This window comes from Chitinophaga sp. 180180018-3 (assembly GCF_037893185.1).
GTDB lineage: Bacteria > Bacteroidota > Bacteroidia > Chitinophagales > Chitinophagaceae > Chitinophaga.
Window position 1 is genome coordinate 5407669 of sequence record NZ_CP140772.1, and the last position, 23008, is coordinate 5430676.

The window sequence follows — 23008 nt, forward strand, 5'->3', positions numbered from 1 at the left end:
TTTATTATGTCTGACAACACCGGAAGAATGAAAAAAAGAAAGATAAGTTTCATAGAAGCAGCCATGAAGCACAAACAGGTTACCATTGTGGTAACCGCGCTGCTATTGCTGCTGGGGCTTTATTCGCTGATGAATATGCCCAGGTCGGAGAACCCGAAAATAGATATGCCTGTTGCCATGGTATACGCTTTTTACCCGGGCGCCGATGAACTGCAAATGGAAAAACAGGTAACCAACAAGATTGAACAATACCTGTTTTCTTTTGAAGAAGTAAATAAGAAGAAAACCAAATCACAAACCAAAGACGGACAGGTTTTCATTACCGTAGAATTGCATACCAGTGTCAAAGACAGGAAGAAATTCTGGAGCACACTGCAACACGGGCTCAACACCGTTGCCAGGCAAAACCTGCCACAGGGTGTCATTGGCCCTGTTGTCAACAGCAACTTCGGAGATGTAACTGCGCAGATCATCACCGTATCGTCTGATCAGCGGAGTTACGCAGAAATAGAAAAATATCTTGATAAAATAGAAGACGGGCTCAAAACTATACCGGAAGTTTCAAAAATCAACAGATCCGGCGGTCAGAAGCAGCAACTGTATGTTACAATAGATGATCAGAAGATGCAGCAGTATGGTTTTGACCTGTCAACTATTATCCGTACCCTGCAGATGCAGAATATCACCGGCTATTCCGGTGAAATGACCATCAGCTCCAACACTTTCCCTGTTTTTACGAACAGCCAGTTTAAAACAGAAGCCGATCTCGGATCGCAGATCATTTATACCACACCACAAGGCACCGTGGTAAGGCTTCGGGATGTGGCTAAAATTGAACGCCGCTATGAGGAGCCATCTTCGTTTATCCGTATAGGTGAGGATAAAGTAATGATGCTGGCTATTGAAATGCAGCCGGGAAATAATATCGTGCAATTTGGACATATCGTGGAAGAGCGGCTGAAAGAACTCAAAAACGATTTTCCGGACGACATCAAAATAAACACCATCGTTAATCAGCCGGAAGTAGTGGATGAAAGCATCCGCCATTTTATGAAAGAGTTTGGCCTGGCCATCGCCTCCGTGATCATTGTGGTAATGCTGTTATTACCTTTCCGTGTAGCCGCCGTATCCTCGCTGGCAGCACCGATCTCCATCCTTATTACCTTTGGCCTTATCAATATCATGGGGATAGAGCTGCACCAGGTGACGCTGGCCGCATTGATCATTGTGCTGGGCATGGTGGTAGACAATGCCATTGTGGTAGTGGATAACTACATCGAAAAACTCGATGAAGGTATTACGCCATGGACGGCAGCCTGGCAGGCAGCCCGACAGCTATCGCTGCCTATCTTCACCGCCACACTGGCTATCATCTTCGCATTTGCACCGCTGGCGTTGTTCATGAATGGTATCTCGAAAGATTTTATTGCAGCTTTACCCGTAACCATTGCAGTAGCGCTGATCACTTCCATGGCGGTGGCATTACTGCTTACACCCTATACCTGCTATGTGTTTATCAAGAAAGGATTAAAGCACAAAGTAAGCTCCGCTAAAAAACGGAAAAGTTTGCTCGACAGGCTACAAAATACCTTCAACAAAGGAGTGGAACTGGCCTTCAATTTTCCCAAAACAACCGTCGCCATGGCAATAGGAGCCGTAGTACTTGCTTTGGTGCTTGCAGGAAAAGTAAAACAGGAGTTCTTCCCGTTAAGCGAAAGCAAACAGTTCAATGCGGAAATCTGGATGGCGAATGGTACTTCCCTGGAAGAAACAGAAAGGGTGGTGAAACTGGTGGAACAGGAACTGAAGAAAGACAAGCGCGTACTGGGCATTGCCAGTTTTGTGGGCACCAGCTCGCCCCGTTTCAACGTTACCTACGCCCCCGAAATGCCTCGCCGCAACTTCGCCCAGATATTCATCACTACATCCGGCAGCGACGCCACTAACGAACTGGTAAAGGAATTCCTGCCCAGGTTTGAGGGTTTCATTCCCAATGGCTACATACGCTTGCGGCAGCTGAGTATGCAGGAGGGCTCTCCGCTGGCTGTAAGAATTATGGGAGAAAATCTTGCAGACCAGAAAAAAGTAGCTGCGCAGGTAATCGATATCCTGCGTAATACTCCTGGCACCAACTGGGTACGGTCCGACTACGAAGATGATTACCTCGGCATCAGTCTGAAAATTAAAGAAGATGCTGCAGCCAGGCTGGGCGTGCCCAATCAGCTGATTACGCAAACCATCGGCGCAGGCCTGAAAGGTTATGCCGTATCGCAGATCTGGGAAGGAGATAAACCCGTGGATATATTACTACGCATGGATGCCAGTAACCGCAAGGATTTCAGCGATCTGGGCAATCTGCATGTAAACAGTATGTACGGCAGTAAAGTGCCGCTAAAAGAAGTGGCAGAGCTGACACCTTCCTGGCATACAGGCGTCATCGCACATAAGAATGGGATTCGTACACTGACGGTACTTTCCGAAGCGCAGATGGGCATCATGGCATCAGAGATGCTGAAAAATGTGCAACCTGCTATTGAAAAGCTGCAACTGCCTCCGGGTATTACCATTCAATACGGCGGAGATGCAGAATCTTCTGCGGAAAACGCACCGGGAATGGGTATGGCATTGGGTACCAGCCTGATCCTGATTCTGCTCACCCTGCTGTTTCAGTTTAAAACCTTCGGTAAAACGCTGATCATCCTGGCCACTTTCCCACTGAGCCTGCTCGGCGCTTTCCTCGGCCTGTATATCACCGGCAATCCAATGGGTATGACTGCATTCATGGGCATTATCAGCCTCATTGGTATAGTGGTGCGTAATGGTATCATACTGGTAGATTATGCCGATGAACTGATCAGGGATCATCACTATACCGTAAAAGCAGCTGCACGGGCTGCTGCCAAACGCCGTATGCGCCCCATCTTCCTGACCTCCGCCGCTGCCGCCATTGGCGTATTGCCCATGATCATCGGCAAATCGCCACTGTGGGCACCGCTTGGCAGCGTACTGGCTTCGGGCCTCATTGTTTCCATGATCCTGACGCTTTTTGTGGTGCCGGTGATGTACTACCTTTTCGTACGTCCGGTACCGGTAGTAGCGGAAGCACCAGATGCCGAAGCAAACATTATGTACAAACCGGTGCATTAATTCAATGAATAACACAGGTGGCGTTGGCGCCGCCTGTCTATATAAAATATTAAATATGAATTTCAGATTAATATTATTCTTCGTTGCAACACTGGCCGTTTATCAGTCCGGCGCGCAAACGCCGGTGCTGACTGTGGAAGAATGCCAGCGTATGGCGCTGGAACAGAACAAAAAGATCAAAGCGGCGCAATATCAGGTGGAAGCGGCGAATGCAGCTGTCAGATCAGCTGCTGCCAACGCTTATCCTTCCATCGATGGATCAGTGATGGGGGTATACCTCGGCAAACCGCTCGGCGGCGCCCTCAACGGCGCAATACCCGAATATTTCGGCGCGGCCTCCGTTACCGCCAGTCAGCCCATTTATGCAGGTGGCAAAATACGTCTTGGCAAAGCGGCCGCCGAAAAAGGCGTGCATATACGCGAGGATCAAAAAATGCTTACCTCCACTGAAGTACTTCTCAATGTGAACAAAGCTTACTGGCAGGTGGTACAGGTAAAAGAAAAAATCGTACTGGCACATAAGTACCACAACATGTTGCAGGGCCTGCAAAAAGAACTTAAAAACGCTTATGATGCGGGTCTCACTTATAAGAACGATCTGCTGCGTGTGGAAGTGAATCTGAATGAAGCTGCACTCAACATCACACAGGCTGAAGATGGTCTTGTAATGGCCAAACTCAATCTTGCACAAATCACAGGCATGCCTGGTAATACCGGATTCAGTGTAGCCGATTCCGTTAGTGGCAACTTCAGCGAGCAGGCAGCAGAAGATCTTTCTACCGCTGCAGATAAGCGTCCGGAAATAAAAATGCTGAAAAATGCGCTCGATGCGGAAGAATTACAAAGAAAGATGCTGAAAGCTGACCTGTTACCTGTGATTGGTGTCAGCGCCGGTGGCTTCGCCAACGCAGGCAAACACATCAACATCAGCAACGGTAAGGATTTCATGAGCTCCTACTACGGGCTTGCCAGCATCAGCATTCCTATCTTCGACTGGGGCAAACGGGCCAACAAAGTCCATGAGCAATCTGCAAAAATGGCTGCTCAACAGCAACAGCTGGAAGATACCCGGGAACTCATCAACCTCGAAGTGCAACAGTCTTATCTGGCACTGAACCAGTCGGTGAAGAAAATAGACAAATCCAGGCTATCGCTCACCCAGGCGGAAGAAAATCTCAAATTGGCCAACGATCGTCTTAAAGCCGGTACCATCACCGGCAAAGATGTGCTGGAGGCACAAGCCATATGGCAACAGGCATATAGTAGTATCATAGACAGCAAGGTAGAATACAAGATCAATGAAGCGGCATACAGAAAGGCAATAGGTGAACTGAAATAATTATCCTGCTCATCTGATAAAAAATGTTGTATGAAAGAAGAATGGAAACAACTCCTTCAGACTGGCGCAGTGCTGTTCGCACGGCATGGCGTTACAGCTATCAGTACGGAAGATATCAGCCAGTGTTGCGGTTTAACAAAAAGGAGGTTCTATGAACATTTTGAAAGCAAGGAAAACCTCCTTAATTGCATCGTTACTACGTGGACGGAAAAAATGGAACGGTACCTGTTGCTCAACCGGCAGATCTCAGCCAACGCCATTGATGAGCTGCAAAACTTTCTGCAGGCAACAGACAAAGTAGTATCCGCCACCAATTCCTCCTTCCTGCTCGATTTACGAAAACGTTACACGCCGACCTGGAAAACATTGCTGAGGTTCAGGGAAGAAACATTGGGAGCATACCTGCAGATAAATATCAGCAGAGGTATTAAGGAAGAAATCTATCGCAGCAATGCCGACAAAGCAATCGTTGTGCAGTTGTACCTGACCCAGTTGCAATTACTACTGGAAGAACTGTGTGTGGAGGGCGTTCCCACCAAACGAGTAAGCCGGGAGATGAATATCTGCTTCCTGCAGGGACTCGTTAATATAAAAGGAATGAAGCTGCTGGATACCTGGTAGCGCTCTCTTTTGTGGTGTGCAGACCGGGCAACATCAATTGTCCGGTCTTTTTCATTTGCGGAATAAATTGAAATATTCAATACTTTTGCTCTTCATTGTTTTATCCATATTTCATTTATGTCGCAACCCGTAGCCATATTTGCAAAAATACCCATCACCGAAAAATCTTTCAAGTCATATCTGAAAACAGCTCCTGTTAACCGGCTGGCCACATTTATATTTGAAACTTTGAACCAGCCCGACAAGAATTTTTATGTTTTCAGACACCTGAAAAAAGAAGAAGTCCTGTTTGCCTACTTCTACTTTAATTACGGTTCACTATCAGGTTTATTGGATTCCCCGGTAATGGCCGCGTTGCAGACGGCTGCTACTTTTTCCGACCTGCCAGACACCGGCTATATAGCAGGAACACACGATGCCCTCAATTTCGATCAGGAAGACCTCGAGGGAATACTTCGGGTGAACAATCAACAGTGCACGGCGGAAAAGGATATCCCCGATACCTACTGGCAGCAGCTTACAAAGGATATAGAACAGCAATTTTTCAAAAAGGTAAAAGCCGATTTCGCCGATGAATTTTACAAAGGCAGGATAGTAGACAGCGCTATTGTCAAAAAATGTAAGGCGCTTATGGAAAAACGCCGGCAGGAAGAGGTGCTGAACAACCTGGATTCCGCCAGTTTTCTGAAGCCGCTATTCTTCTTCGATAAATATTTCTTCAACGGGCAATACATCTATTGTCCTGAAGGCAACGCGCAAATATACAAAGACCCTGATCCTGCACAGTTCCGGCAAACGCCCTATGGTGGAACCGATGGACGGTATCTGGTTACAGACGGACACATGCTCGAAACGGATGTAGCTTCTTTCAAAAGAATGCAAAACACTGAGTATATCTGCTATAAATCGGCCACAGGCGTATACGACGATAAACTACAATTAATACCCGAAGCCGACCCCGCTACATTTAAAGTGATTGATGGTCATCATGCAGTAGACGCCAATAACATCTACTTCAATCATCTTATCATCTCAAAAAAAGAAATCGGGGTATATAAATTCGATGCCAGGGGCTACTACTGGAAATGTATCATTCTTCATGGAGAGAGAGCGGTATATGTAGGGGATGAAAAAATAGATGTTGATGCGGCTACTTTTAAAATACTGCAGTTCCCCCGCAACATCCATTATAACTATTGCCTGCTGGCGGTAGCGGCCGACAAAAACGGTACTATGATCCTCTATAAGCCGTCTCCCTTTACCAATCCGGTGCAGATCATACGCAACGAAGATCCGGAAGCCTTTATTGAAAAAACAGCGGCCGCACTGAACAACAAGCGCGAAGAAAAAAACGATCCACCCAAAGCCACAGAAAATAACCAGGAGTATTGTGATTCGTTCCGCAAATGGATGCATGCACATTTCGACAGCTATTATCCACTTAACAAACTAACAATTGCATTTTACCGTAGCATCAATAATTACATGTATGCCTGTTTCCAGGAACAGCAGTACGAAGCGATAACTGACATATACGATAAAATAAAGGATTACGCCTGGATTAATCCTTATATTTTCCATCATACCGCCTGCACTTATGTGAAGCTCGGTAACCCGGAAGTAGCCGTTGCAGAAGTGCGCAAAGCACTGGTTTATGGTTATGAAAAGATAAACAACCTGTGGCCCGACAGAGATCTGGAACCGATATGGAACCATCCACAGTTTGTAACACTGCGCAAATTCAACGAGGATAACCCGTATACTTCCGTGAGTGTGGAAATGCTGGAGCAAATTGTACAGCTGAAACCCGGTGATTATGATACCGTAGAGATTATGCGCCAGATTACCAACACGATGTATTTCCCGGACTTACCCCAGATTCCGGACAACGTGGAAGATAAACAACTGGCAGCCTGGTACGCCAGGTATAAAGAGTTACTCTCACGGGTATACGAAGATTACTTTATGAAAAATATGTACCTGGGAAGGGAAAAATTATATCGCATATACAGGAACCATACTGTCCTACCCCCACGCATACACGCTGAAATGCTCATCTATACCTTTAAGGATGCGCACATGTTCGGACAGTCCGATGAATCAAAACTAACCGACTGTCTGACAATAGCGAAGGCATTGAGGGCATCCCTCTCGCGCATCATTGATAAAGAGAAATACGATGCGGCATTAAAAGAACTGGAGCAACAATCTTTCCTTTCTTACGCGTTGCATGAACTAAAAGAAAATTAATACGCCGGATTAAAAAGTTGGTGATATAAAATAAAATTACAGGAAGATGGAAACAACCATCTTCCTGTGCCGGCTATATCATTTTGCCATAGGTCAGGCTCCGCCACAACCACTCCACAGGTCCAAACCGGAAGTGCGACATCCACCAGGAGCTGACGGCCAGCTGCACAACGAAAATGGTGGCCCATATCCAGAGAATCGCCAATGGTCCTATCCCCGCATACAACCCGCCGCCAAAGCTGTAATAAACAGATACGCAAATAACAGATTGCAGGAGATAATTGGTAGCAGCCATCCGTCCGGCTGCCTGAAACGGCAGCAATATCCGTTGCCAGGTAGTACACCGTAACAGCCGGATGATAGTGGCAATGTAGAAAATTCCGATGGCAGGTCCGGCGATATAGCTGCTGAATACCTGTGCATAGCTATACACTGCAGTGGAATGGCCGGCACTGATATATAGCAGCGAAAGCAATGCAATAGGCCATCCTATCATAGCACTGCCCAGCTGTACCCTCCGGATAAATACGATGTGCTGCTCCGGATCATGGAAAATGCGCCTTTTTCCTGCATATGCCCCCAGCAGGAACATCGCAAAGATCACAGGAGCTTCTATCAGGTATCCTATTCTTGTTACGATCAGGTCATTTGCATTCTGCGCATATAGCTGCTGCCATGTGCCGTTCCGGTAAGCATCTATTGCCGCGGTTCCAGCAGTGGTGGTAGCGCCTCCGTCGGCAAACCAGGCTGACCCAACGATCATCCCTCCCAGCATATATAACAACACCGGTATTAACAGCAGGCCCATGGCCCATTTCACCAGTGTTTCAGGTTTGCAGTGCCTGAAAAAAAGCAGCAACGCGCCCAGTGTGCTGTAAAAACATAATACATCCCCGAACCAGATGAAATTGGCATGGATCATCCCGATGCCCAGCAGCACCAGGAGGCGGCGTAAAAACAGCTTTACCGGCGAATGACCTTTCTTTTCCGCACTTTGTAAAAAGATGGTAAATCCCAGGCCAAACAAAAAGGAAAACATGGAAATGAATTTCCCTTCCCCCACCAGGTTCACAAACAATACACTTATTTTGTTCCAGGTTCCGGGCCAGTATTCCAGCGGATCCAGGTATAGTGCGGGAAAGGAGAACAGACCCATATTAACCAGCAGGATACCAGCAAGTGCCACTCCCCTGATGGCATCCAACTCATGAATACGACCGGCTTGTACCATCGGAGCCGGAACCGGAGCAACTAACTGCATAAATCATATTTTCTGTGCAGCAAAGTTGCTTTAGTATGCCCGGACGGCATTTGATATATGTCAAATAATCAGTCTTCCTGTGCTCGTATGCGGCTAAGTGTTTCCAGGGTGATGCCCAGGTAAGAGGCAATATGTGTAAGCCGGGCTTGCTGTACGATCTCCGGATACCGCTCCAGCAGCCGCTGATAACGTTCTTTTGCAGTCGAAAACTGCAGGCTGTAAATCCTTTCCTCCAGCCAGATCGCGTATGCTTCCATACTGAGCGTCCATACTTTTTCTATCACCGGAAATCGTTCCCGCAACTGTTGCAATCCTTCAATGGATATTACTTCTATCACCGAGTCTTCCAGTACCTCAAATGTTTCCGGGCTGGGTGTTTGCCGGGTGGCACTCTCCAGCGAAAGCACCGTATCATCCGCAAAGCAGAATGCAGTGGTAACTTCCCGTCCGTTTTTCAGATAGTATCCCCTGACGAGGCCCGAGATAATATTGTAGCTGTAGCGGCATATCTTCCCCTGCTCCAGCAGCAGTTCGCCTTTCCTGAATATTTTTTCTGTAGCTACCTCATAATAGGCGTTGCGTATTTCTTCCTCCCGAAAGGCAACAGTAAGTAGTTTGGCAATGAGCGCTTCCTGATATTTCATAGGGGAAAAATACGGATTATATCAGCTCGGGCTTCAGCACCTTCCAGGCTTTTTCCCGCCAGTTTAAACGGTAGCGGTATAACCAGTCGAAACTGCGTTGTGCAAACAGTGGTATGAATATCGCCATCATCCATTCCCGGATCTTCGCCTGCCACGGGGAAAGAATGGCTTTGGATTTTCCTCTTCTCCTTCCTTCAGCCACAATTTTTTCCACCCGGGGTTTACGTTCTGCCTCAAATTTCCGGAACACACCCGTATAAGCGCCTACGCCGGCATCACGCAGCAGCATGGCAAGATACATCGCATCTTCCAGCGCCATGGAAGCGCCCTGACCTGCATTCGGACTTACCGCATGTGCAGCATCTCCTATCAGCAATACTCTGCCCTTAAACCAGGCCGGCAGGGAAGCGATGTCTGAAACATTTACTTTCAGTACTTTTTCTGTGTTGGCAATCAGCGATCCTATCGGAGTATGATAATCCTGGTATCTGGCCAGCATTTCTGCCTTCACGCCTTCTAATGTGGTATCTTCCAGCTCCTCCTTAGTAAAAGGTGTATCGGATGGCAGGTTCGACCACCACATGGCCTTTCCATCTCCTGCCGCACAATAACCAAAGAAGCCATTGTTGCCGAATGTAAAAGTTAAACTGTTGATTTCGTCAGATGTCATTTCCGGCACTGCTGCCAGTGGTACAAACCCACCATAGTTTTTGGAGCCTGTAAATGCCGGTACCGGCCCATCGGGGAACAATATTCTACGGGTAACCGAATGTACACCATCAGCTCCTATAAGGATATCGCCGAATGCCTCGGTGCCATCTGCAAAAACAGCGGTCACTCCCCATGGATCCTGCCGGATGTTAGTCAACCGGCGGCCGTATTGTACGGTCAGCCCCTGTTCATCCAATTCCTGCAAAAGAATATCGTATAGTGCTGCCCGGGAGAGGCTGACAGCCGGCTGGCCATATTTCTTTACGGCCCCGTTAGCCATACGGGCAATCATTTTACCCTGGCCATTCCGCATATGAAATTCACTGGCAACAGCTCCCGCTGCTATTACCTGCTGAGCCAACCCAAGGCTATCCAGTACATTCATCCCGTTGGGCGCAATATTAAAGCCTCCACCGGCAGATGCTTTATAAGTGTATGCTTCGAAGATGTCGCAGGAAATGCCTGCTTTTTTCAGAAAAAGTGCCAGTGTCAGTCCGCCTATACCGCCACCGGCTATAATTACGTGATGAGAAGTTGAGAATGGAATCATAAGAACTAAGTTTTATAATTCAAAATTGCATCACGAAACAGCCGTCATCAACCCTTTACAGGTAAGCGAAATTAAAAAAGCGGCGAAACCCGTTTTTTAACCGGCTAATGCTTCCTTGTACATTCCCACTGTTTTTTTTGGGATTGAAATAGTTGTTTTATCAATATAGATGTAAGTTTGCATTATGTTGAAAATAACGTTAACCACCATATTTTCCGTTCTTTCCGCATTACACCTGTGGCATGCACCGGAACAAACAAAACCTAAAAAAGATATTGCAGACAGTACCCTGAATGCCTTTGTTCCGGCTGGATATAATATCCTTGATACTGCTACCGGCGACCTGAACCTTGATCCGTATCCGGACGTCATCCTGGTATTGTACAAGCCAGGAGAAGACAGCACCTCCGATGTGGTTGAGCACCCGGAAAAGCGGCCGTTGCTGATCCTGCTGGGGCAGGCCAATCATGGGTATAAACTGGCAGCACGCAACGACAACGCCGTATACTGCGTAGACGGTGGCGGGATGATGGGCGATCCTTTCGAAAATGTTGTCATCAAAAAAGGTTATTTCTCTATCGAGCATTATGGTGGCAGCTCCTGGCGTTGGACGAGGATCATTACCTTCCGGTATTCCGCTGCAGATAAAAACTGGTACCTTCATAAAGATGGCGGCGTGAGCTTCCATGCTTCTGACCCCGAACATACTACCGAAAAAGTACATACTACAAAGGATTTCGGAAAGATCCGGTTCGACCGGTTTAATATCTATAAAGAATAATGTCAGGCAATAACCATCAGCAGTTTTGCTGCGAGGTATAACCCTATCCCATATACGGAGTGTGCCAGCAGGCTTCTGAACCGGGCTACCATTGGCTTTGGCGTTTTAGATGCCGCCATGCCCATGCCCATTCCCGGCTGCATAATAAAGAAAGGTGCAACGATCGTAATCACTCCTACCAGTAGTGCAGGCCAAAACGTAGGCGCCTGTATCCATTGCGGCCCCTCTATTATCACCAGCAGAAATGAAAAGGTAATCCCTATCATATAATGCGCGCACCAGCCTATGGCCGTTTCTCCGGAAATCGGAGCAGCCGCAGCAATACTATTATGCATAAATTTTCCGGATGAACAATGTCCTATCCATCGGCCTACAAAGGCATAATTGAGCGATGGAATCTGAAAAATATATTTTAAGAATAACGCCCATATATCCATTACAATAGTTGCCCCTACTCCTATCAGCACTGTTTTTATGATAATTGCTGTCATGTTTATGTTGTTTTAAAGAATTTATACAGACCTTACGATGAAAGTTCCTGTTAATAGCATCCCCTGCCATGGAGCCGGTATATGCAGCAGTTGTAATGGAATTCCATCTTGATAATTTTTTATAATTCGCTAATCTCACTTCTGTCTAACATAGATAACTATGCCGAACACTGTTCGATAAATGCCGATAAAAAAAGCAGCCGAAGCTGTTTTTCTGATGTATTTTAATTTCCGAACACCGTTCGGCAAATTTAAATACTAATTTTCAATGGACAAATAAATTTTATAATCTCATCGACGGTCACTTATCTGCCGGGCTCGGATTACCTTTGAATATCCGTATATTTATACATGAAAATATGCGTTCGATGAGATTTATTGCCGCAATGATATTACTGATAACAGCATTACCCGGTTTGTATGCCCAACAACAATCACAGCCTCCTGCATTGAAAGAGCATTTCGGCGAAGCTGATGATCCTGTAAATGAATACCTGAATACAAGTTTGGCTCCTATAAGAGAAAATTTCAAAAAGATCAATGCCACCAAACAATGGAAGCAGGTCAAATCGGTGAACATAGAAAAAGGAGAAGGTGGTACTGCCAGGTTTTACTATGCAGGCAGTGGTCTACAGAAAATTGCCGCCCGGCAATTCGGAGAAATGAGCCAATTGCTTTCCGAATACTACCTGCTGCATGGTAAACTCTCTTTTGTATATGAAACGGAAATGCGCTACCAGCAACCTTTTGATACAGCAGGAGCTGAGATAATAACCACGCGGTCGTACTTCAGTAACGATCATCTGGCACATCAGCTCAACAGCGAAGATTGTGGGGCTCCTTTTTCGTCCGACTATCTGGAAGAAGAACGCAAACGGCTATACGAATCATACGGGCAATTGTTGCAATTAGTGAAGGAGAGATAAATCACACCTGTTATTTAGCTAACTTATTTTCAGGTAGAAGAAAATCTGGCGATATTCTAAGCAAGGAAAGAAAAAGAGACTTATTCGCTTACATACCCCATCCCCTGCCCGTTATATAGTCCCATGCCTGCATTCAGTAACAGCTCTACAAATCTTCTTTCAGCTGTAGCCTGTAGTTCAAAGTTCATCCAGCCCGTCATTCTTTTTTCAGTTGTAGTTCCGCCGTTGAGGATGATCACTCTTGGTTTAGGAGGAGTTTCCAGGAAAACTGGTTCCAATTGCAATAACGCGCTGCTTGCAGTGGCTTCATCATAGCAGGAAGCGATTTTGCATTTCCAGTTGTGTAATAGGTTAGGGATAAATCTGACATCGACCGGAGAGAGGAAATCATAACCAGCTTTATCCGGCATGCCGGCAACGATCGGGGATAAGGGTTTCAGTACCAGTTGTACGATTGTTCGTTCTTTATAATCCTGCACGGGATTAGGCAGGATTTCTATTTCACGCACCACAAAGCCTGTTTTCGACTTTTTGTCGGAAATACCAATCATTTCTGAGTGGAAAAGATCTTTGATAAATGTTTCCGCAGTGTCGGGCAGGTGAAAAGAGATAAAAAAGGACAGCTCGCGGTTCAGGAGTCGCAGGCGATCGCCGTTTTCCTGAAACGGACAATTGATCTGCGAGAAGCTGAACAGTTTGAATCCATTTCCGTATCCTTCTTCATCAAGATAAGCAGCGTAGCTACTATCTGCATGGGATAGTATCCGGTATATGGAAGCGGACAGCGGATAGGCATAGTTCGCCGGTATAACCGGTTTTGCGGCTGCGGTATGAAGTTTAAGGACAAAGCGCATCGGGCAGATTCGGTAAATCGGGAGTAAAGAAAGGGAGAATTGGGGAGATAAGGTACGGGAAAATTCCCGGGGAGAATGAGGTGGATTTTACAGAGGGGTTGGGTTAGCGGCTGCGTAGTGGTTTTACATAAATTAAAAATTAAACGTATATGATTTTATTATTTGACTAGATAATGCTAGAGACCCAATTACTATCATGGGAAAGGGCTGCAAGTTGGGGAAGAATCTTAGTTCTATATAGTCCGATTATTATAGGCTGAGAGTGGCCGCAGCCTGCGAAGCAAATTTCAATTCTGGTTAGTTTGATTATCATTTTCTTCCGGGAAAGGTCGGAACATAATGGATTTTAATTCTATTTAGTCCGATTATCACGATAAAAAACCGGCAAATGCCGACATAGTCAAAACATGATCAATTCACTCCCTCTTTAACGCTTTGATTATCTCTTCAATATACCAAATTCTTGGTTCGCCTATAGCCATTTCCAATTCCTGTATCTTGCGTTCGATTGATCGTAAGTTTGGCATATACTCATCGATCTTTTCCGCTGGTATCTGTGATCTAACAAATCTAACTCCTTTTACCAATTGCTGAATAAGGCCATACGTACTACTCTCAACATAGCTGCCTTTTTCTATTTTCAAATAATCAAATGCAGGTTTCATATGCATTATTTTAATCATTCAATGGCTCATACTCCATGTCTTGCTGAAGAGCAACTTTGGGACCGGTCTTTACCGCATGTTTGATATCCGGGAAGAATGATAGTTCGTGTTTGAATCCAGACAGTGTCTCAGCCTTTCCATTATGCATCAATTCACCGCAATAAGACGCCACCCAATGCTTGTTCATTTCCAAGCCTTCTTTCTTTGTATATAATCTCTGCTGATTCACTATTGTATGAATCACGGTATTGGCAACAGCTGTATCATCATATACATCTAAAGAAAACTTTTTGGTCTCCCTCTCTATTGCAAAGTCGTTTATTAATGATTTAATAGTATCGACCAATCCTGGGCCATAAGAATATTCTTTTATGCAGACTATATATGTTGGAGCATCATCATAACGTGGAATTCCTGGTCCCATTAATTTATATGGGATCAAAGATTTTTTTACGCTTCTAATAGCATTGTCTTTAGGGTCTTTAGAAGGCCCACAGCCAAGAAAAATAAAAGGAATAATAAAATACATTAATTGGGGGAAGGGTGTTCGGAAAATCATAAATGAATTATCAAAATGGTTTTATAAAACAAAGGCTGCTATAATAATTGCCATCATATCTGCTATCCTGTTCAGGATATACAAGTTTAAACTCACCTAATAATCGACCCGCATAAGGACGTATTTTTTTTACTGATGAATCATACTCAGATGCCGATGTAAAATAAATTGTACCAGGTAAAAGTCCTCTCCAAGTAATTTGATTAAACGTCCTGACATGTATCGCTTTTAATTTCTCTGGGCTAGGTATTTTCCAACCATCCTTTTTAAGGCACTCAGCAATAACTAATGCCTCTGAGTAGTATATAGTCTTCTAGATTGTATCATAAATCATGGTATAATAGGTTTTGACGTCTTCCCTCGAAGCATCAACATGAACCGCATAATCAAACTAGGTTTTAGTACAACAAGCCGGGTCAAAAATCTCCGAATAATTAATTGGCCAGATGCCTGGCAGTAAAGAAAACTATTTTTTTTGATTTAGCAAACGGGGTTTTCCCCGGTTTATCATGTTATTCTTAATCTCATCTTATCTTTATTTTCACCCAGCATATTTAATTCTCAACTGAGAAGCTCTCTTTATTAAATAACACATTACACGTGTCCTTAAGTGTTTGCTGAAGTATCATATTCCTCTTCAGCTTAGCTTTGCATTATGAATGAAACATTCAATGCCCCATCTTTGCACTTACAAAAACATGCCATGGTTGTAAATACGCATCAAATAACAAGAAGGTACCATATCAGGCTTCGGATTGTTTCATTCTTCCCGTCAATCTCAAAATCCATTTACGAAATATTTATTACTAAGAGTTCAAAGCTTTAATGCACTTCCATTACACATGCTTGGAAGGCTCCAACGCAGTGACTTCCATCTCCTTATAATATTTCGGGCCAAAGACAAACCGGGTAATACTGCCGATTTCGGGCTTTGTCGTTGTTTCAGGAGACCACCATCCCGATAATCTTTTCTGCGTGGTTACTGCTTTATAAACTCCTCATAATCGACTAACGTTTTTGAATATCATTATTGAAAATTAGCGCCAACCCAATCCGGGCGCCACATGCTCTAAAATAGAAGACAATACATGTAGATTGTAATCAACTCCTAATGTATTGGGTATTGTCAAAAGGATGGTATCTGCCTCCTGAATCGCTTCGTCCTCTGCCAATTCTTTTATGAGTTGATCCGGCTCTGCAGCATAGCTTCTTCCGAAAATGGCCCGCTTATTCGCTTCAATCATTCCGATTTGATCAACCCGATTGGTTTCACGTCCAAAGAAATGGCGATCCTGGTCGTTTACCAATGCGAAAATAGACCGGCTCACCGACACCCTCGGTTCACGATTGTGCCCGGCTTTTTTCCATGCATCTTTGTACAATCTGATCTGCTCGGCCTGCTGTATATGAAAAGGTTTGCCACTTTCATCGTACTTCAGGGTAGAACTTTGAAGGTACATTCCATTTTCAGCGGCCCAAACAGCAGTAGCATTAGAAGCAGCGCCCCACCAAATGCGTTCCCGCAGTCCTTCCGAGTACGGTTCCAGGCGTAGTAAGCCCGGAGGATTCGGAAACATCGGATATGGATTAGGCTGGGCAAAGCCAACACCTTTTAACTTATCCAGGAATTCCAGCGCTTTACGGCGTCCCATTTCTGCATCAGTTTCTCCTTCGGTTAACTCATATCCGAAATAACGCCATCCATCGATTACCTGCTCCGGCGAACCTCTGCTGATTCCCAACTGCAACCGCCCCTCCGAAATTAAATCTGCAGCTCCCGCATCTTCCACCATGTACAGTGGATTTTCATAACGCATATCGATTACGCCTGTTCCCATCTCTATTTTGCTGGTTTTGGCCCCGATAGCCGAAAGCAAAGGAAATGGTGATGCCAACTGAGCAGCAAAATGATGCACGCGAAAATAGGCCCCATCTAAACCAATTTCTTCCGCTGCAACAGCCAGGTCAATAGATTGAAGCAATGTGTCACTCGCTGTGCGGGTCTTATAAGCAGGATGGTCAGACCAATGTCCAAACGATAAGAATCCTATTTTCTTCATAACTTCTTTTTCATACTGAAAAATAGGCCTTTATTATTTATTTTTTTGTTGTTGCAGGTAATGAAGTGCTATACACCCGGATGGAAGCGTCCTCGAATCTGCCAGTGTTAAATTTAGCCGACCCTGAAGGCTGGCGCCATCTAACAACCGTCTTCCCTGACCCACCAGGACAGGATGAACGAGAAAATAATATTCATCAACCAGACCAAGCTTTATCAATTCCGAAGGCAGGCTTACACCACCAATGGAAATATTTTTGCCTGATTGCTGTTTCAGCTTTAAGATTTCTTCTGCGAGGTTCTCACGAATAATCCTCGTATTACCTTCAACGTTGGTTAACGATCTGGAACAAACCACTTTGTCAATGGCGTCAAATGTTTGTGCAAATTCGTTCTCCACTTTTGTTCCGGATTGTTTTTTTGCGACGTCAGGCCAGTAAGGCACCATCAACTGATAGGTCTTACGTCCGTAGATGATCAGGTCAACGTCCTGCATGAGATCCGTGAAATACTCGACGGTCTCTTCGCTGCCACCAAATTTGGTATGGTCGCAGCAGCCATCTGGAGTCAGATTGATACCATAGATTACTTTTCTCATTTGATCGGTTTTAGTGTTACTAGTTCGTGATCATACCCGTGAGGATATACTTATCGATAATATAGGCGGTAATTGGCTTTAACTGGCGGCCAAAGACTACTGGGTGTGCTCCACCGGATGTATAGTATTCAATTTTCCCGTTAATTTTAGAATACCAAACCTTTCCTATGGCCTGGTAGGTGATGGTGTCCGGCCTGGTTATCTTCCTGAAATTTTTCAACTTCATTGTATCTAACGCTATAAGCATCGCATCAGGTACTTTCTGGTTACAGGGTATGGGTTCGTAATGATCTTCATGCCAATACATACAATCTCTGGAGTTCAGCATCTGATTTTTATCTTTCCACAACCACATGGTACCTGTTCCTAGTGCCAGCGATAACATAACTACGGCAGCCAGTGTTTTTGTGGATTTCCCCCCTATTTTTTTCTGATTATTGGGTCCAACGGTTCTAATACCCAGCCTTTCTTTTCCCATTGAGTCATCAATCCAGCCTGGAATTATTGGATTTTCAGGAATTACAGGATTTGCGGCTGGTTTATCGCTTTCAGCTTCGGGTGGGTTGACCAGGAAATCTGATGCCGTCACCTGATCACCTGCTGCCAGACTGGCATCATTTAACACCGAAGCTTCATTTATACCCTCATCGGCGGGAAAATTTTTCCCCAGTTCCCAGGGCCTGCCGGGAAAGTCAATTAGCCAGGCCAGGAGCTCTATATTCTTCACATCTGTATTTTCAGACTTCCCTTTCAGGTAATTCACCAACGGTCTGAACTTATCCGTGTCACATCGCTGAATGATAACATGACAGTTTCTCGATTCATTCAAATCCCCACAGAAATCTCTAATGACCTTTTCATCCTGCCTGGTTACATCTTTTGTGCATCTCTTCACACATTCATCTCTGAGTTTCGCAGGTGTGAGGTACATCAGGCCATAGGGTAGCGTATTGTTTACCTTCTTTCGTTCATACGCCTGCATGACCAGTTGTTGGTAGTCAGGAAAATATGTAGCCATAAATGAAAATATAGAACTGAATAATCGGAGTTAAACTCACATTCCCGGAATTATCAATGGAATATCAGGAATTACCGGAATTACTGGAATTACCTGCAAATCAACCACTTACCTCGAACTATCTTCGTTTTGCAATCAGGTAATGCCTCCCTTGCTAAGAGGCTCTCTGTACAGACTGATTCAACCCGGGTAAAGAAAGCGGAGGCCGGTAACCGGCTTGGGAAACGATCATCAGCTTCCGTAATCCACACCCACACTTCCCAAAAAACAAGAAGCGCTTCTTCACTGACTCGAAACTCCGCTGCCGGTTGCCCGGCAACCGGCGGTCTATTTCCTCAACATTCAAAAAATTAAACCAATGTTTTACATCATATTAAACCTTTTGCTTTCATTCTTCAGCCCCAGCCATTCCGTTAACGGCAATCATAATAATGGCGAACAGGTCACTACTCTTGAGGATACCGGTGGCGAAACCGGAACAATTCCTCCAAGAAGGATACCCTGATTTATAATGTCTGTGAGGCAGGAAAGTTCTTGCCTCACTTTTTTTAGTTCCCCGTCAATAATAATTCCTCAAAATTGAGAAATTCGATACTTTTAAGAGAAATAATCCCTGGTGCGCCCCTCAAACATCATTCTGTCCATACTCCTCAGCGGTCTTGTAGCCTGCACATCCAACCGGGAGCCCCCACAGCCGATTTCCATACCCACATTGGAAAAAGGTGAATCATTTTTCAATAAAAATAACGACTCTGCCTTTTATTATTTCAATCTGGTTGCAACGGGCGCTACAGACAGTTTGGAAATTGCAATGGCCTATACTTATATGGGTATCATCCAGGCATATGAGGGCGACCATTATGGGGGACAGGAAAGCCTGTTGAAATCCCTCGCTTATCTCGATGAACACAAAAGAGAAGACCAGAAATGCCTGAGCTCAGATTACCATGAGTTGGGCAATATCTGTCTTAATCTCAAAAATTATGAAGCAGCTATTGACTACTATCAAAAAGCACTCAAATATATAAAACATTCGGACTACGAGACCATTGCCTTAAACAGTATAGCCCTTACTTACCAAAAGAAAAGAGATTATGATCAGGCTATTGATCTATATAAATCCCTGCTGAACAGGAGTAAGGACAAAAAAGAATATGCCCGGGTACTTTCCAACTACGCTAAAACTAAATGGCTGAAAGATTCAGCTTATCCCGCGGGACCTGAGCTGCAACTCGCATTGCAAATCCGTAAGGATTCAAACGATATCAGGGGGCTCAATGCCAGTTACGCGCACCTGTCGGACTATTATTCGCTATCCTTACCTGATTCGGCGCTTTATTATGCCGGGAAGAGATATGAAATCGCCAGGGAAATGAAAAGTCCGGATGACGAAGTCGAAGCACTATCAAAACTCATTACTCTTAGCCCCACCAATCTGCTGAAACCTTATTTTACCCGTTACCAATACCTAACGGATAGTATCCAAACTGCAAAGAACGCAGCTAAGAACCAATTCGCATTAATCCGGTACGAAGCCGCAAAAAGTAAAGCCGACAATCTTCAGTTGCAAAAGGATAATGCACAAAAGAAAAACCAACTGATGCTGCAGCGATTCATATTAGCGCTAACCATCCTATTCTTCATTAGTGCCGGAGTTGTTTTAACTCTTCGGTACCGCAGACGCCGGCAACAGATAGAATTTGCATCCCGGCAGGCGATACAGGAACATCAACTTAAAACCTCGCAGAAAGTGCATGACGTGGTAGCAAATGGCTTGTACCGCATCATGACAGACCTTGAGTATAAATCGTCTGTAGACAGGGAGGAATTGATAGATAAGATTGAGGTACTGTATGAGCGATCCCGCGATATCTCGTACGAAAATCCCATAATTCCAAATATTCCTTTTGATGTTAAAATTAATGATTTGCTGAAGTCCTTTGGATCCGAGCATATCAAAGTCCTGATCGTAGGCAACGACTCTATGCTCTGGAGCCGGAGCAATACGCAGGTACAACATGAAGTTGAACATATTCTGCAGGAATTAATGATTAATATGAAAAAGCATAGCCAGGCCAATTCCGTGATGATAAAATTCGAAACTCAAAACGGCCATGTTCAGCTGCTTTATACCGATAATGGTGTCGGCATTCCCCCGCAAGTTAAGTATGGGAACGGATTACGGAATACGGTTTCCCGTATTAAAAGAATTGGCGGGCAATATACATTTGAACATCCTGCTAAAGGATTAAAAATTCACATTTCCTTCCCAATAGCTCAATCCTCATGATTACAAAAGTACTAATTGCTGAAGATCACGAAAGCGCCAATATTTCTGTACAAAAAACGCTGGAAGAACTTGCCATCAAGGATGTAGCATATGCCTATTATTGCGATGATGCTTTGTATAAAATAAAACAGGCAGTTAAATCCGAAAGCTCTTTCGATCTCCTTATCACAGATTTATCTTTCGATCCGGATGATCATAAGCAGGTATTATCTGGTGGTATCGATCTGATTGCTGCCGCCAGAGAAGTACAGCCTGACCTGAATATCCTGATTTTTTCATTAGAAAGCAGACCCGCTGTTATTGACCAGCTTTATAACAAGTATGGCATCGACGGCTTTGTACGCAAAGCCAGGAACGATGCCCGGGATCTTAAAGAGGCCATCCATGAAATAGCCCAACACCGACGTTACTTTTCACGTTATATCAGACAGTTGATCGATAAAAAGAATGCCTACTCCTTTTCGGAATTCGATCTCAGGATCATAACACTGCTTTCGCAGGGAATGCTGCAGAAAGACATACCTGCATATCTTCAACGCAACGGGATAACACCATCTGGCTTAAGTAGCATAGAAAAAAAACTCAATCAAATGAAAGAGGCACTTGGCTTTACCAAAAATGAGCAACTGGTGGCTTATTGCAAAGACTCAGGCGCTATATAAACATCTTCTGAAAAATATCGGATTACGGTTTCCCGTAAAAAAAGGAGGTGAGTGAAATATACTTTTGTTTCATAAATTTAAAATAGCACTATGAAACAGAAGTACTATGTAAACAACAATGCACAGCACAATGGCGATCATGAAGTTCACGCCATTACCTGTCGCTACTTTTCTATGATGTTTAACCGGACTTATCTGGGAGAATTTGAAACCTGCCAGGAAGCCGTCCGCGAAGCAAAGAAATTTTATCCAAAGTCGAATGGCTGTAAAGATTGCTCTAAGCCCTGCCATACAAGCTAAACAACCAAGCCGGTTCTCATATAAACCCTTTTCTCCGAATCGATCGAGCTATGAAACTCCTATATGTCTGGTTGCTTATAAGCTATGTCCATTGCAAACCAATAACAGTGTATATCTGTGACAGCAGAGGCGCTACGAAGTACCATTATAACTCGAATTGCCGTGGGTTGAGCAATTGCAAGCATAACATCATCAGCATTCCACTTGAGAAAGCGTTGGAAACCAGAACCCTTTGTAAGTGGGAGCAATAAACTGGCAGCAACTGAAAATATGTTTCAATAAACTCCAAACGATGTTATTATGACAACTCCAAACGATGCGCCGTATAAATATTTGCAGTTTAAGGGAGACCAATTTTATCGCAGATATATCCAGGAAGATATTCCGGCAAAATCTCCTCCGGCACAACCTCAGGAGCTGGATTCTCTGAACGTCAGATCTCACGGCAGTTATGGTGCACTTTTATTTCACCCTAACTGGAAAGCAAAACGAAAGGAAATACTTCACCGCGATATGTATCGCTGTGTACACTGCCGTAGCGATAAAGACTTACAGGTACATCACCGGCAATACCACTTTATAGCGAGCGAGCAAAAATTCAGCCCTCCCTGGGATTATCCCGGCCATTTACTCATTACGCTTTGCGAATCCTGTCATAACAAAGGGCATAATAAATATAAAGTGCCGACAATCACTATTTAATAAAATATGTATGAGCTTATTTGATATTTTCAACCGGCAGCGCCAAAACGGACACTCCCACACGATCGCAATTGAAAATGCAATACCTGATATTCCGGAATCTACTTTCATTGAGAAGGAGTTACCGGAAAAGGAGCCGCCTGAAGGAAAATCTGTTGCGCCGCTCAATGGTGGAATACATCTTTTATACGATTTCCTTGACAAAAATTATGAATCCAAAGGGTACAATGATGCATTGATTAATCCGGACGCCACTCACCTGGACCAAAATGTGATCGCGTTAAAGAATGACCTGGAAAGATCTATCCGAAAAGTAAAAACGTTTTATGAAGACTTTATCCGGCAAATCAATTTTCACATCTCGAGCAGGAGCAGAAGTGGCATGATAGATACTGTAGAAGAGCTGACCATCAAGAAGGAAATTGCAGAGAGCCATATCAAACAGGTCAAAGAAATCGAGGAGCAGGCAAAAATTAACGAGGGTGTTGGTCATGGTATCATTATCAGCTATACCCGCGGATTCAGGAATGGTCTGGCGGCAATTTCCAGTCATATCATTCTGAACAAAAACTTTTAAAAT

21 protein-coding genes are annotated in these 23008 nt (G+C 44.5%); 11 read left to right on the forward strand and 10 right to left on the reverse strand.

The window, feature by feature from the left end:
* The first annotated feature begins 27 nt into the window (after positions 1–27).
* From UNH61_RS21005 to UNH61_RS21020, 4 genes are all read left to right on the forward strand, one after another.
* A complete protein-coding gene (locus UNH61_RS21005) occupies positions 28–3147 on the forward strand; it encodes an efflux RND transporter permease subunit (protein WP_326993965.1) in 3120 nt (1039 codons plus the stop codon).
* Positions 3148–3202: 55 nt separating this feature from the next.
* A complete protein-coding gene (locus tag UNH61_RS21010) occupies positions 3203–4486 on the forward strand; it encodes a TolC family protein (protein ID WP_326993966.1) in 1284 nt (427 codons plus the stop codon).
* A 30-nt stretch (positions 4487–4516) separates the two neighbouring features.
* The gene (locus tag UNH61_RS21015) at positions 4517–5107 is read left to right on the forward strand and encodes a TetR/AcrR family transcriptional regulator (protein WP_326993967.1); all 591 of its coding nucleotides are present in this window, start codon (positions 4517–4519) and stop codon (positions 5105–5107) included.
* A gap of 117 nt (positions 5108–5224) precedes the next feature.
* A complete protein-coding gene (locus tag UNH61_RS21020) occupies positions 5225–7357 on the forward strand; it encodes a DKNYY domain-containing protein (RefSeq protein ID WP_326993968.1) in 2133 nt (710 codons plus the stop codon).
* A gap of 73 nt (positions 7358–7430) precedes the next feature.
* Here UNH61_RS21020 and UNH61_RS21025 read toward each other — a convergent pair whose 3' ends face one another.
* The 3 genes from UNH61_RS21025 to UNH61_RS21035 all read right to left on the reverse strand — a co-directional run bounded on the left by UNH61_RS21025 (position 7431) and on the right by UNH61_RS21035 (position 10523).
* Positions 7431–8618, reverse strand: coding sequence for a DUF418 domain-containing protein (locus tag UNH61_RS21025; protein WP_326993969.1), 1188 nt, complete (start codon positions 8616–8618; stop codon positions 7431–7433).
* 68 nt (positions 8619–8686) lie between these two features.
* Positions 8687–9262, reverse strand: a complete 576-nt coding sequence (locus tag UNH61_RS21030; protein ID WP_326993970.1) for a Crp/Fnr family transcriptional regulator — start codon at positions 9260–9262, stop codon at positions 8687–8689.
* 16 nt (positions 9263–9278) lie between these two features.
* Entirely contained in the window at positions 9279–10523 is a 1245-nt protein-coding gene (locus tag UNH61_RS21035) for an FAD-dependent monooxygenase (RefSeq protein ID WP_326993971.1), read from the reverse strand.
* Between the two features lie 184 nt (positions 10524–10707).
* Here UNH61_RS21035 and UNH61_RS21040 point away from each other — a divergent pair, with 184 nt between their 5' ends.
* A complete protein-coding gene (locus UNH61_RS21040) occupies positions 10708–11304 on the forward strand; it encodes a hypothetical protein (RefSeq protein WP_326993972.1) in 597 nt (198 codons plus the stop codon).
* Between the two features lie 2 nt (positions 11305–11306).
* On the opposite strand, the gene UNH61_RS21045 is transcribed toward UNH61_RS21040, so the two are convergent.
* The gene (locus UNH61_RS21045; protein ID WP_326993973.1) at positions 11307–11795 is read right to left on the reverse strand and encodes a DUF2938 domain-containing protein; all 489 of its coding nucleotides are present in this window, start codon (positions 11793–11795) and stop codon (positions 11307–11309) included.
* Positions 11796–12163: 368 nt separating this feature from the next.
* On the opposite strand from UNH61_RS21045, the gene UNH61_RS21050 reads away from it, so the two are divergent.
* Positions 12164–12721, forward strand: a complete 558-nt coding sequence (locus UNH61_RS21050; RefSeq protein ID WP_326993974.1) for a hypothetical protein — start codon at positions 12164–12166, stop codon at positions 12719–12721.
* A gap of 80 nt (positions 12722–12801) precedes the next feature.
* On the opposite strand, the gene cas6 is transcribed toward UNH61_RS21050, so the two are convergent.
* The 6 genes from cas6 to UNH61_RS21080 all read right to left on the reverse strand — a co-directional run bounded on the left by cas6 (position 12802) and on the right by UNH61_RS21080 (position 18474).
* Positions 12802–13575 carry a CRISPR-associated endoribonuclease Cas6 gene (gene cas6 / locus UNH61_RS21055; protein WP_326993975.1) on the reverse strand — a complete coding sequence of 258 codons (774 nt, stop codon included), beginning with the start codon at positions 13573–13575 and terminating at the stop codon, positions 12802–12804.
* 416 nt (positions 13576–13991) lie between these two features.
* Complete coding sequence (locus UNH61_RS21060; protein WP_326993976.1) at positions 13992–14240, reverse strand: hypothetical protein; 249 nt, start codon at positions 14238–14240, stop codon at positions 13992–13994.
* A gap of 10 nt (positions 14241–14250) precedes the next feature.
* Positions 14251–14799: a hypothetical protein gene (locus UNH61_RS21065; protein WP_326993977.1), complete on the reverse strand. Its 549-nt coding sequence runs from the start codon at positions 14797–14799 to the stop codon at positions 14251–14253.
* Positions 14800–15836: 1037 nt separating this feature from the next.
* Positions 15837–16859: an LLM class flavin-dependent oxidoreductase gene (locus tag UNH61_RS21070; RefSeq protein ID WP_326993978.1), complete on the reverse strand. Its 1023-nt coding sequence runs from the start codon at positions 16857–16859 to the stop codon at positions 15837–15839.
* Positions 16860–16892: 33 nt separating this feature from the next.
* On the reverse strand, positions 16893–17456 hold the full coding sequence (locus UNH61_RS21075) for a dihydrofolate reductase family protein (protein WP_326993979.1): 564 nt from the start codon (positions 17454–17456) through the stop codon (positions 16893–16895).
* 19 nt (positions 17457–17475) lie between these two features.
* A complete protein-coding gene (locus UNH61_RS21080) occupies positions 17476–18474 on the reverse strand; it encodes a hypothetical protein (RefSeq protein ID WP_326993980.1) in 999 nt (332 codons plus the stop codon).
* A gap of 616 nt (positions 18475–19090) precedes the next feature.
* Here UNH61_RS21080 and UNH61_RS21085 point away from each other — a divergent pair.
* The 5 genes from UNH61_RS21085 to UNH61_RS21105 all read left to right on the forward strand — a co-directional run bounded on the left by UNH61_RS21085 (position 19091) and on the right by UNH61_RS21105 (position 23005).
* The gene (locus UNH61_RS21085; protein WP_326993981.1) at positions 19091–20764 is read left to right on the forward strand and encodes a tetratricopeptide repeat protein; all 1674 of its coding nucleotides are present in this window, start codon (positions 19091–19093) and stop codon (positions 20762–20764) included.
* Positions 20761–21426 carry a response regulator gene (locus tag UNH61_RS21090; RefSeq protein WP_326993982.1) on the forward strand — a complete coding sequence of 222 codons (666 nt, stop codon included), beginning with the start codon at positions 20761–20763 and terminating at the stop codon, positions 21424–21426. The genes UNH61_RS21085 and UNH61_RS21090 overlap by 4 nt, the downstream gene beginning before the upstream one ends.
* Positions 21427–21516: 90 nt before the next feature.
* Positions 21517–21726 (forward strand): hypothetical protein, encoded by a 210-nt coding sequence (locus UNH61_RS21095; RefSeq protein WP_326993983.1) that lies wholly within the window; start codon positions 21517–21519, stop codon positions 21724–21726.
* A gap of 300 nt (positions 21727–22026) precedes the next feature.
* Positions 22027–22428, forward strand: coding sequence for a hypothetical protein (locus UNH61_RS21100; RefSeq protein ID WP_326993984.1), 402 nt, complete (start codon positions 22027–22029; stop codon positions 22426–22428).
* A gap of 10 nt (positions 22429–22438) precedes the next feature.
* The gene (locus tag UNH61_RS21105) at positions 22439–23005 is read left to right on the forward strand and encodes a hypothetical protein (RefSeq protein ID WP_326993985.1); all 567 of its coding nucleotides are present in this window, start codon (positions 22439–22441) and stop codon (positions 23003–23005) included.
* The last annotated feature ends 3 nt before the right edge of the window (positions 23006–23008 follow it).

Excerpts from the sequence above, each read along its gene's own strand:
- UNH61_RS21015 (WP_326993967.1), top strand. The coding sequence starts at position 4,517 with ATGAAAGAAGAATGGAAACAACTCCTTCAGACTGGCGCAGTGCTGTTC.
- UNH61_RS21010 (WP_326993966.1), top strand. The coding sequence starts at position 3,203 with ATGAATTTCAGATTAATATTATTCTTCGTTGCAACACTGGCCGTTTAT.
- UNH61_RS21095 (WP_326993983.1), top strand. The coding sequence starts at position 21,517 with ATGAAACAGAAGTACTATGTAAACAACAATGCACAGCACAATGGCGAT.
- UNH61_RS21105 (WP_326993985.1), top strand. The coding sequence starts at position 22,439 with ATGAGCTTATTTGATATTTTCAACCGGCAGCGCCAAAACGGACACTCC.
- UNH61_RS21065 (WP_326993977.1), bottom strand. The coding sequence starts at position 14,799 with ATGATTTTCCGAACACCCTTCCCCCAATTAATGTATTTTATTATTCCT.
- UNH61_RS21080 (WP_326993980.1), bottom strand. The coding sequence starts at position 18,474 with ATGGCTACATATTTTCCTGACTACCAACAACTGGTCATGCAGGCGTAT.
- UNH61_RS21070 (WP_326993978.1), bottom strand. The coding sequence starts at position 16,859 with ATGAAGAAAATAGGATTCTTATCGTTTGGACATTGGTCTGACCATCCT.
- UNH61_RS21075 (WP_326993979.1), bottom strand. The coding sequence starts at position 17,456 with ATGAGAAAAGTAATCTATGGTATCAATCTGACTCCAGATGGCTGCTGC.
- UNH61_RS21035 (WP_326993971.1), bottom strand. The coding sequence starts at position 10,523 with ATGATTCCATTCTCAACTTCTCATCACGTAATTATAGCCGGTGGCGGT.
- UNH61_RS21100 (WP_326993984.1), top strand. The coding sequence starts at position 22,027 with ATGACAACTCCAAACGATGCGCCGTATAAATATTTGCAGTTTAAGGGA.
- cas6 (WP_326993975.1), bottom strand. The coding sequence starts at position 13,575 with ATGCGCTTTGTCCTTAAACTTCATACCGCAGCCGCAAAACCGGTTATA.
- UNH61_RS21050 (WP_326993974.1), top strand. The coding sequence starts at position 12,164 with ATGAGATTTATTGCCGCAATGATATTACTGATAACAGCATTACCCGGT.
- UNH61_RS21040 (WP_326993972.1), top strand. The coding sequence starts at position 10,708 with ATGTTGAAAATAACGTTAACCACCATATTTTCCGTTCTTTCCGCATTA.
- UNH61_RS21005 (WP_326993965.1), top strand. The coding sequence starts at position 28 with ATGAAAAAAAGAAAGATAAGTTTCATAGAAGCAGCCATGAAGCACAAA.
- UNH61_RS21020 (WP_326993968.1), top strand. The coding sequence starts at position 5,225 with ATGTCGCAACCCGTAGCCATATTTGCAAAAATACCCATCACCGAAAAA.
- UNH61_RS21025 (WP_326993969.1), bottom strand. The coding sequence starts at position 8,618 with ATGCAGTTAGTTGCTCCGGTTCCGGCTCCGATGGTACAAGCCGGTCGT.
- UNH61_RS21090 (WP_326993982.1), top strand. The coding sequence starts at position 20,761 with ATGATTACAAAAGTACTAATTGCTGAAGATCACGAAAGCGCCAATATT.
- UNH61_RS21030 (WP_326993970.1), bottom strand. The coding sequence starts at position 9,262 with ATGAAATATCAGGAAGCGCTCATTGCCAAACTACTTACTGTTGCCTTT.
- UNH61_RS21060 (WP_326993976.1), bottom strand. The coding sequence starts at position 14,240 with ATGAAACCTGCATTTGATTATTTGAAAATAGAAAAAGGCAGCTATGTT.
- UNH61_RS21045 (WP_326993973.1), bottom strand. The coding sequence starts at position 11,795 with ATGACAGCAATTATCATAAAAACAGTGCTGATAGGAGTAGGGGCAACT.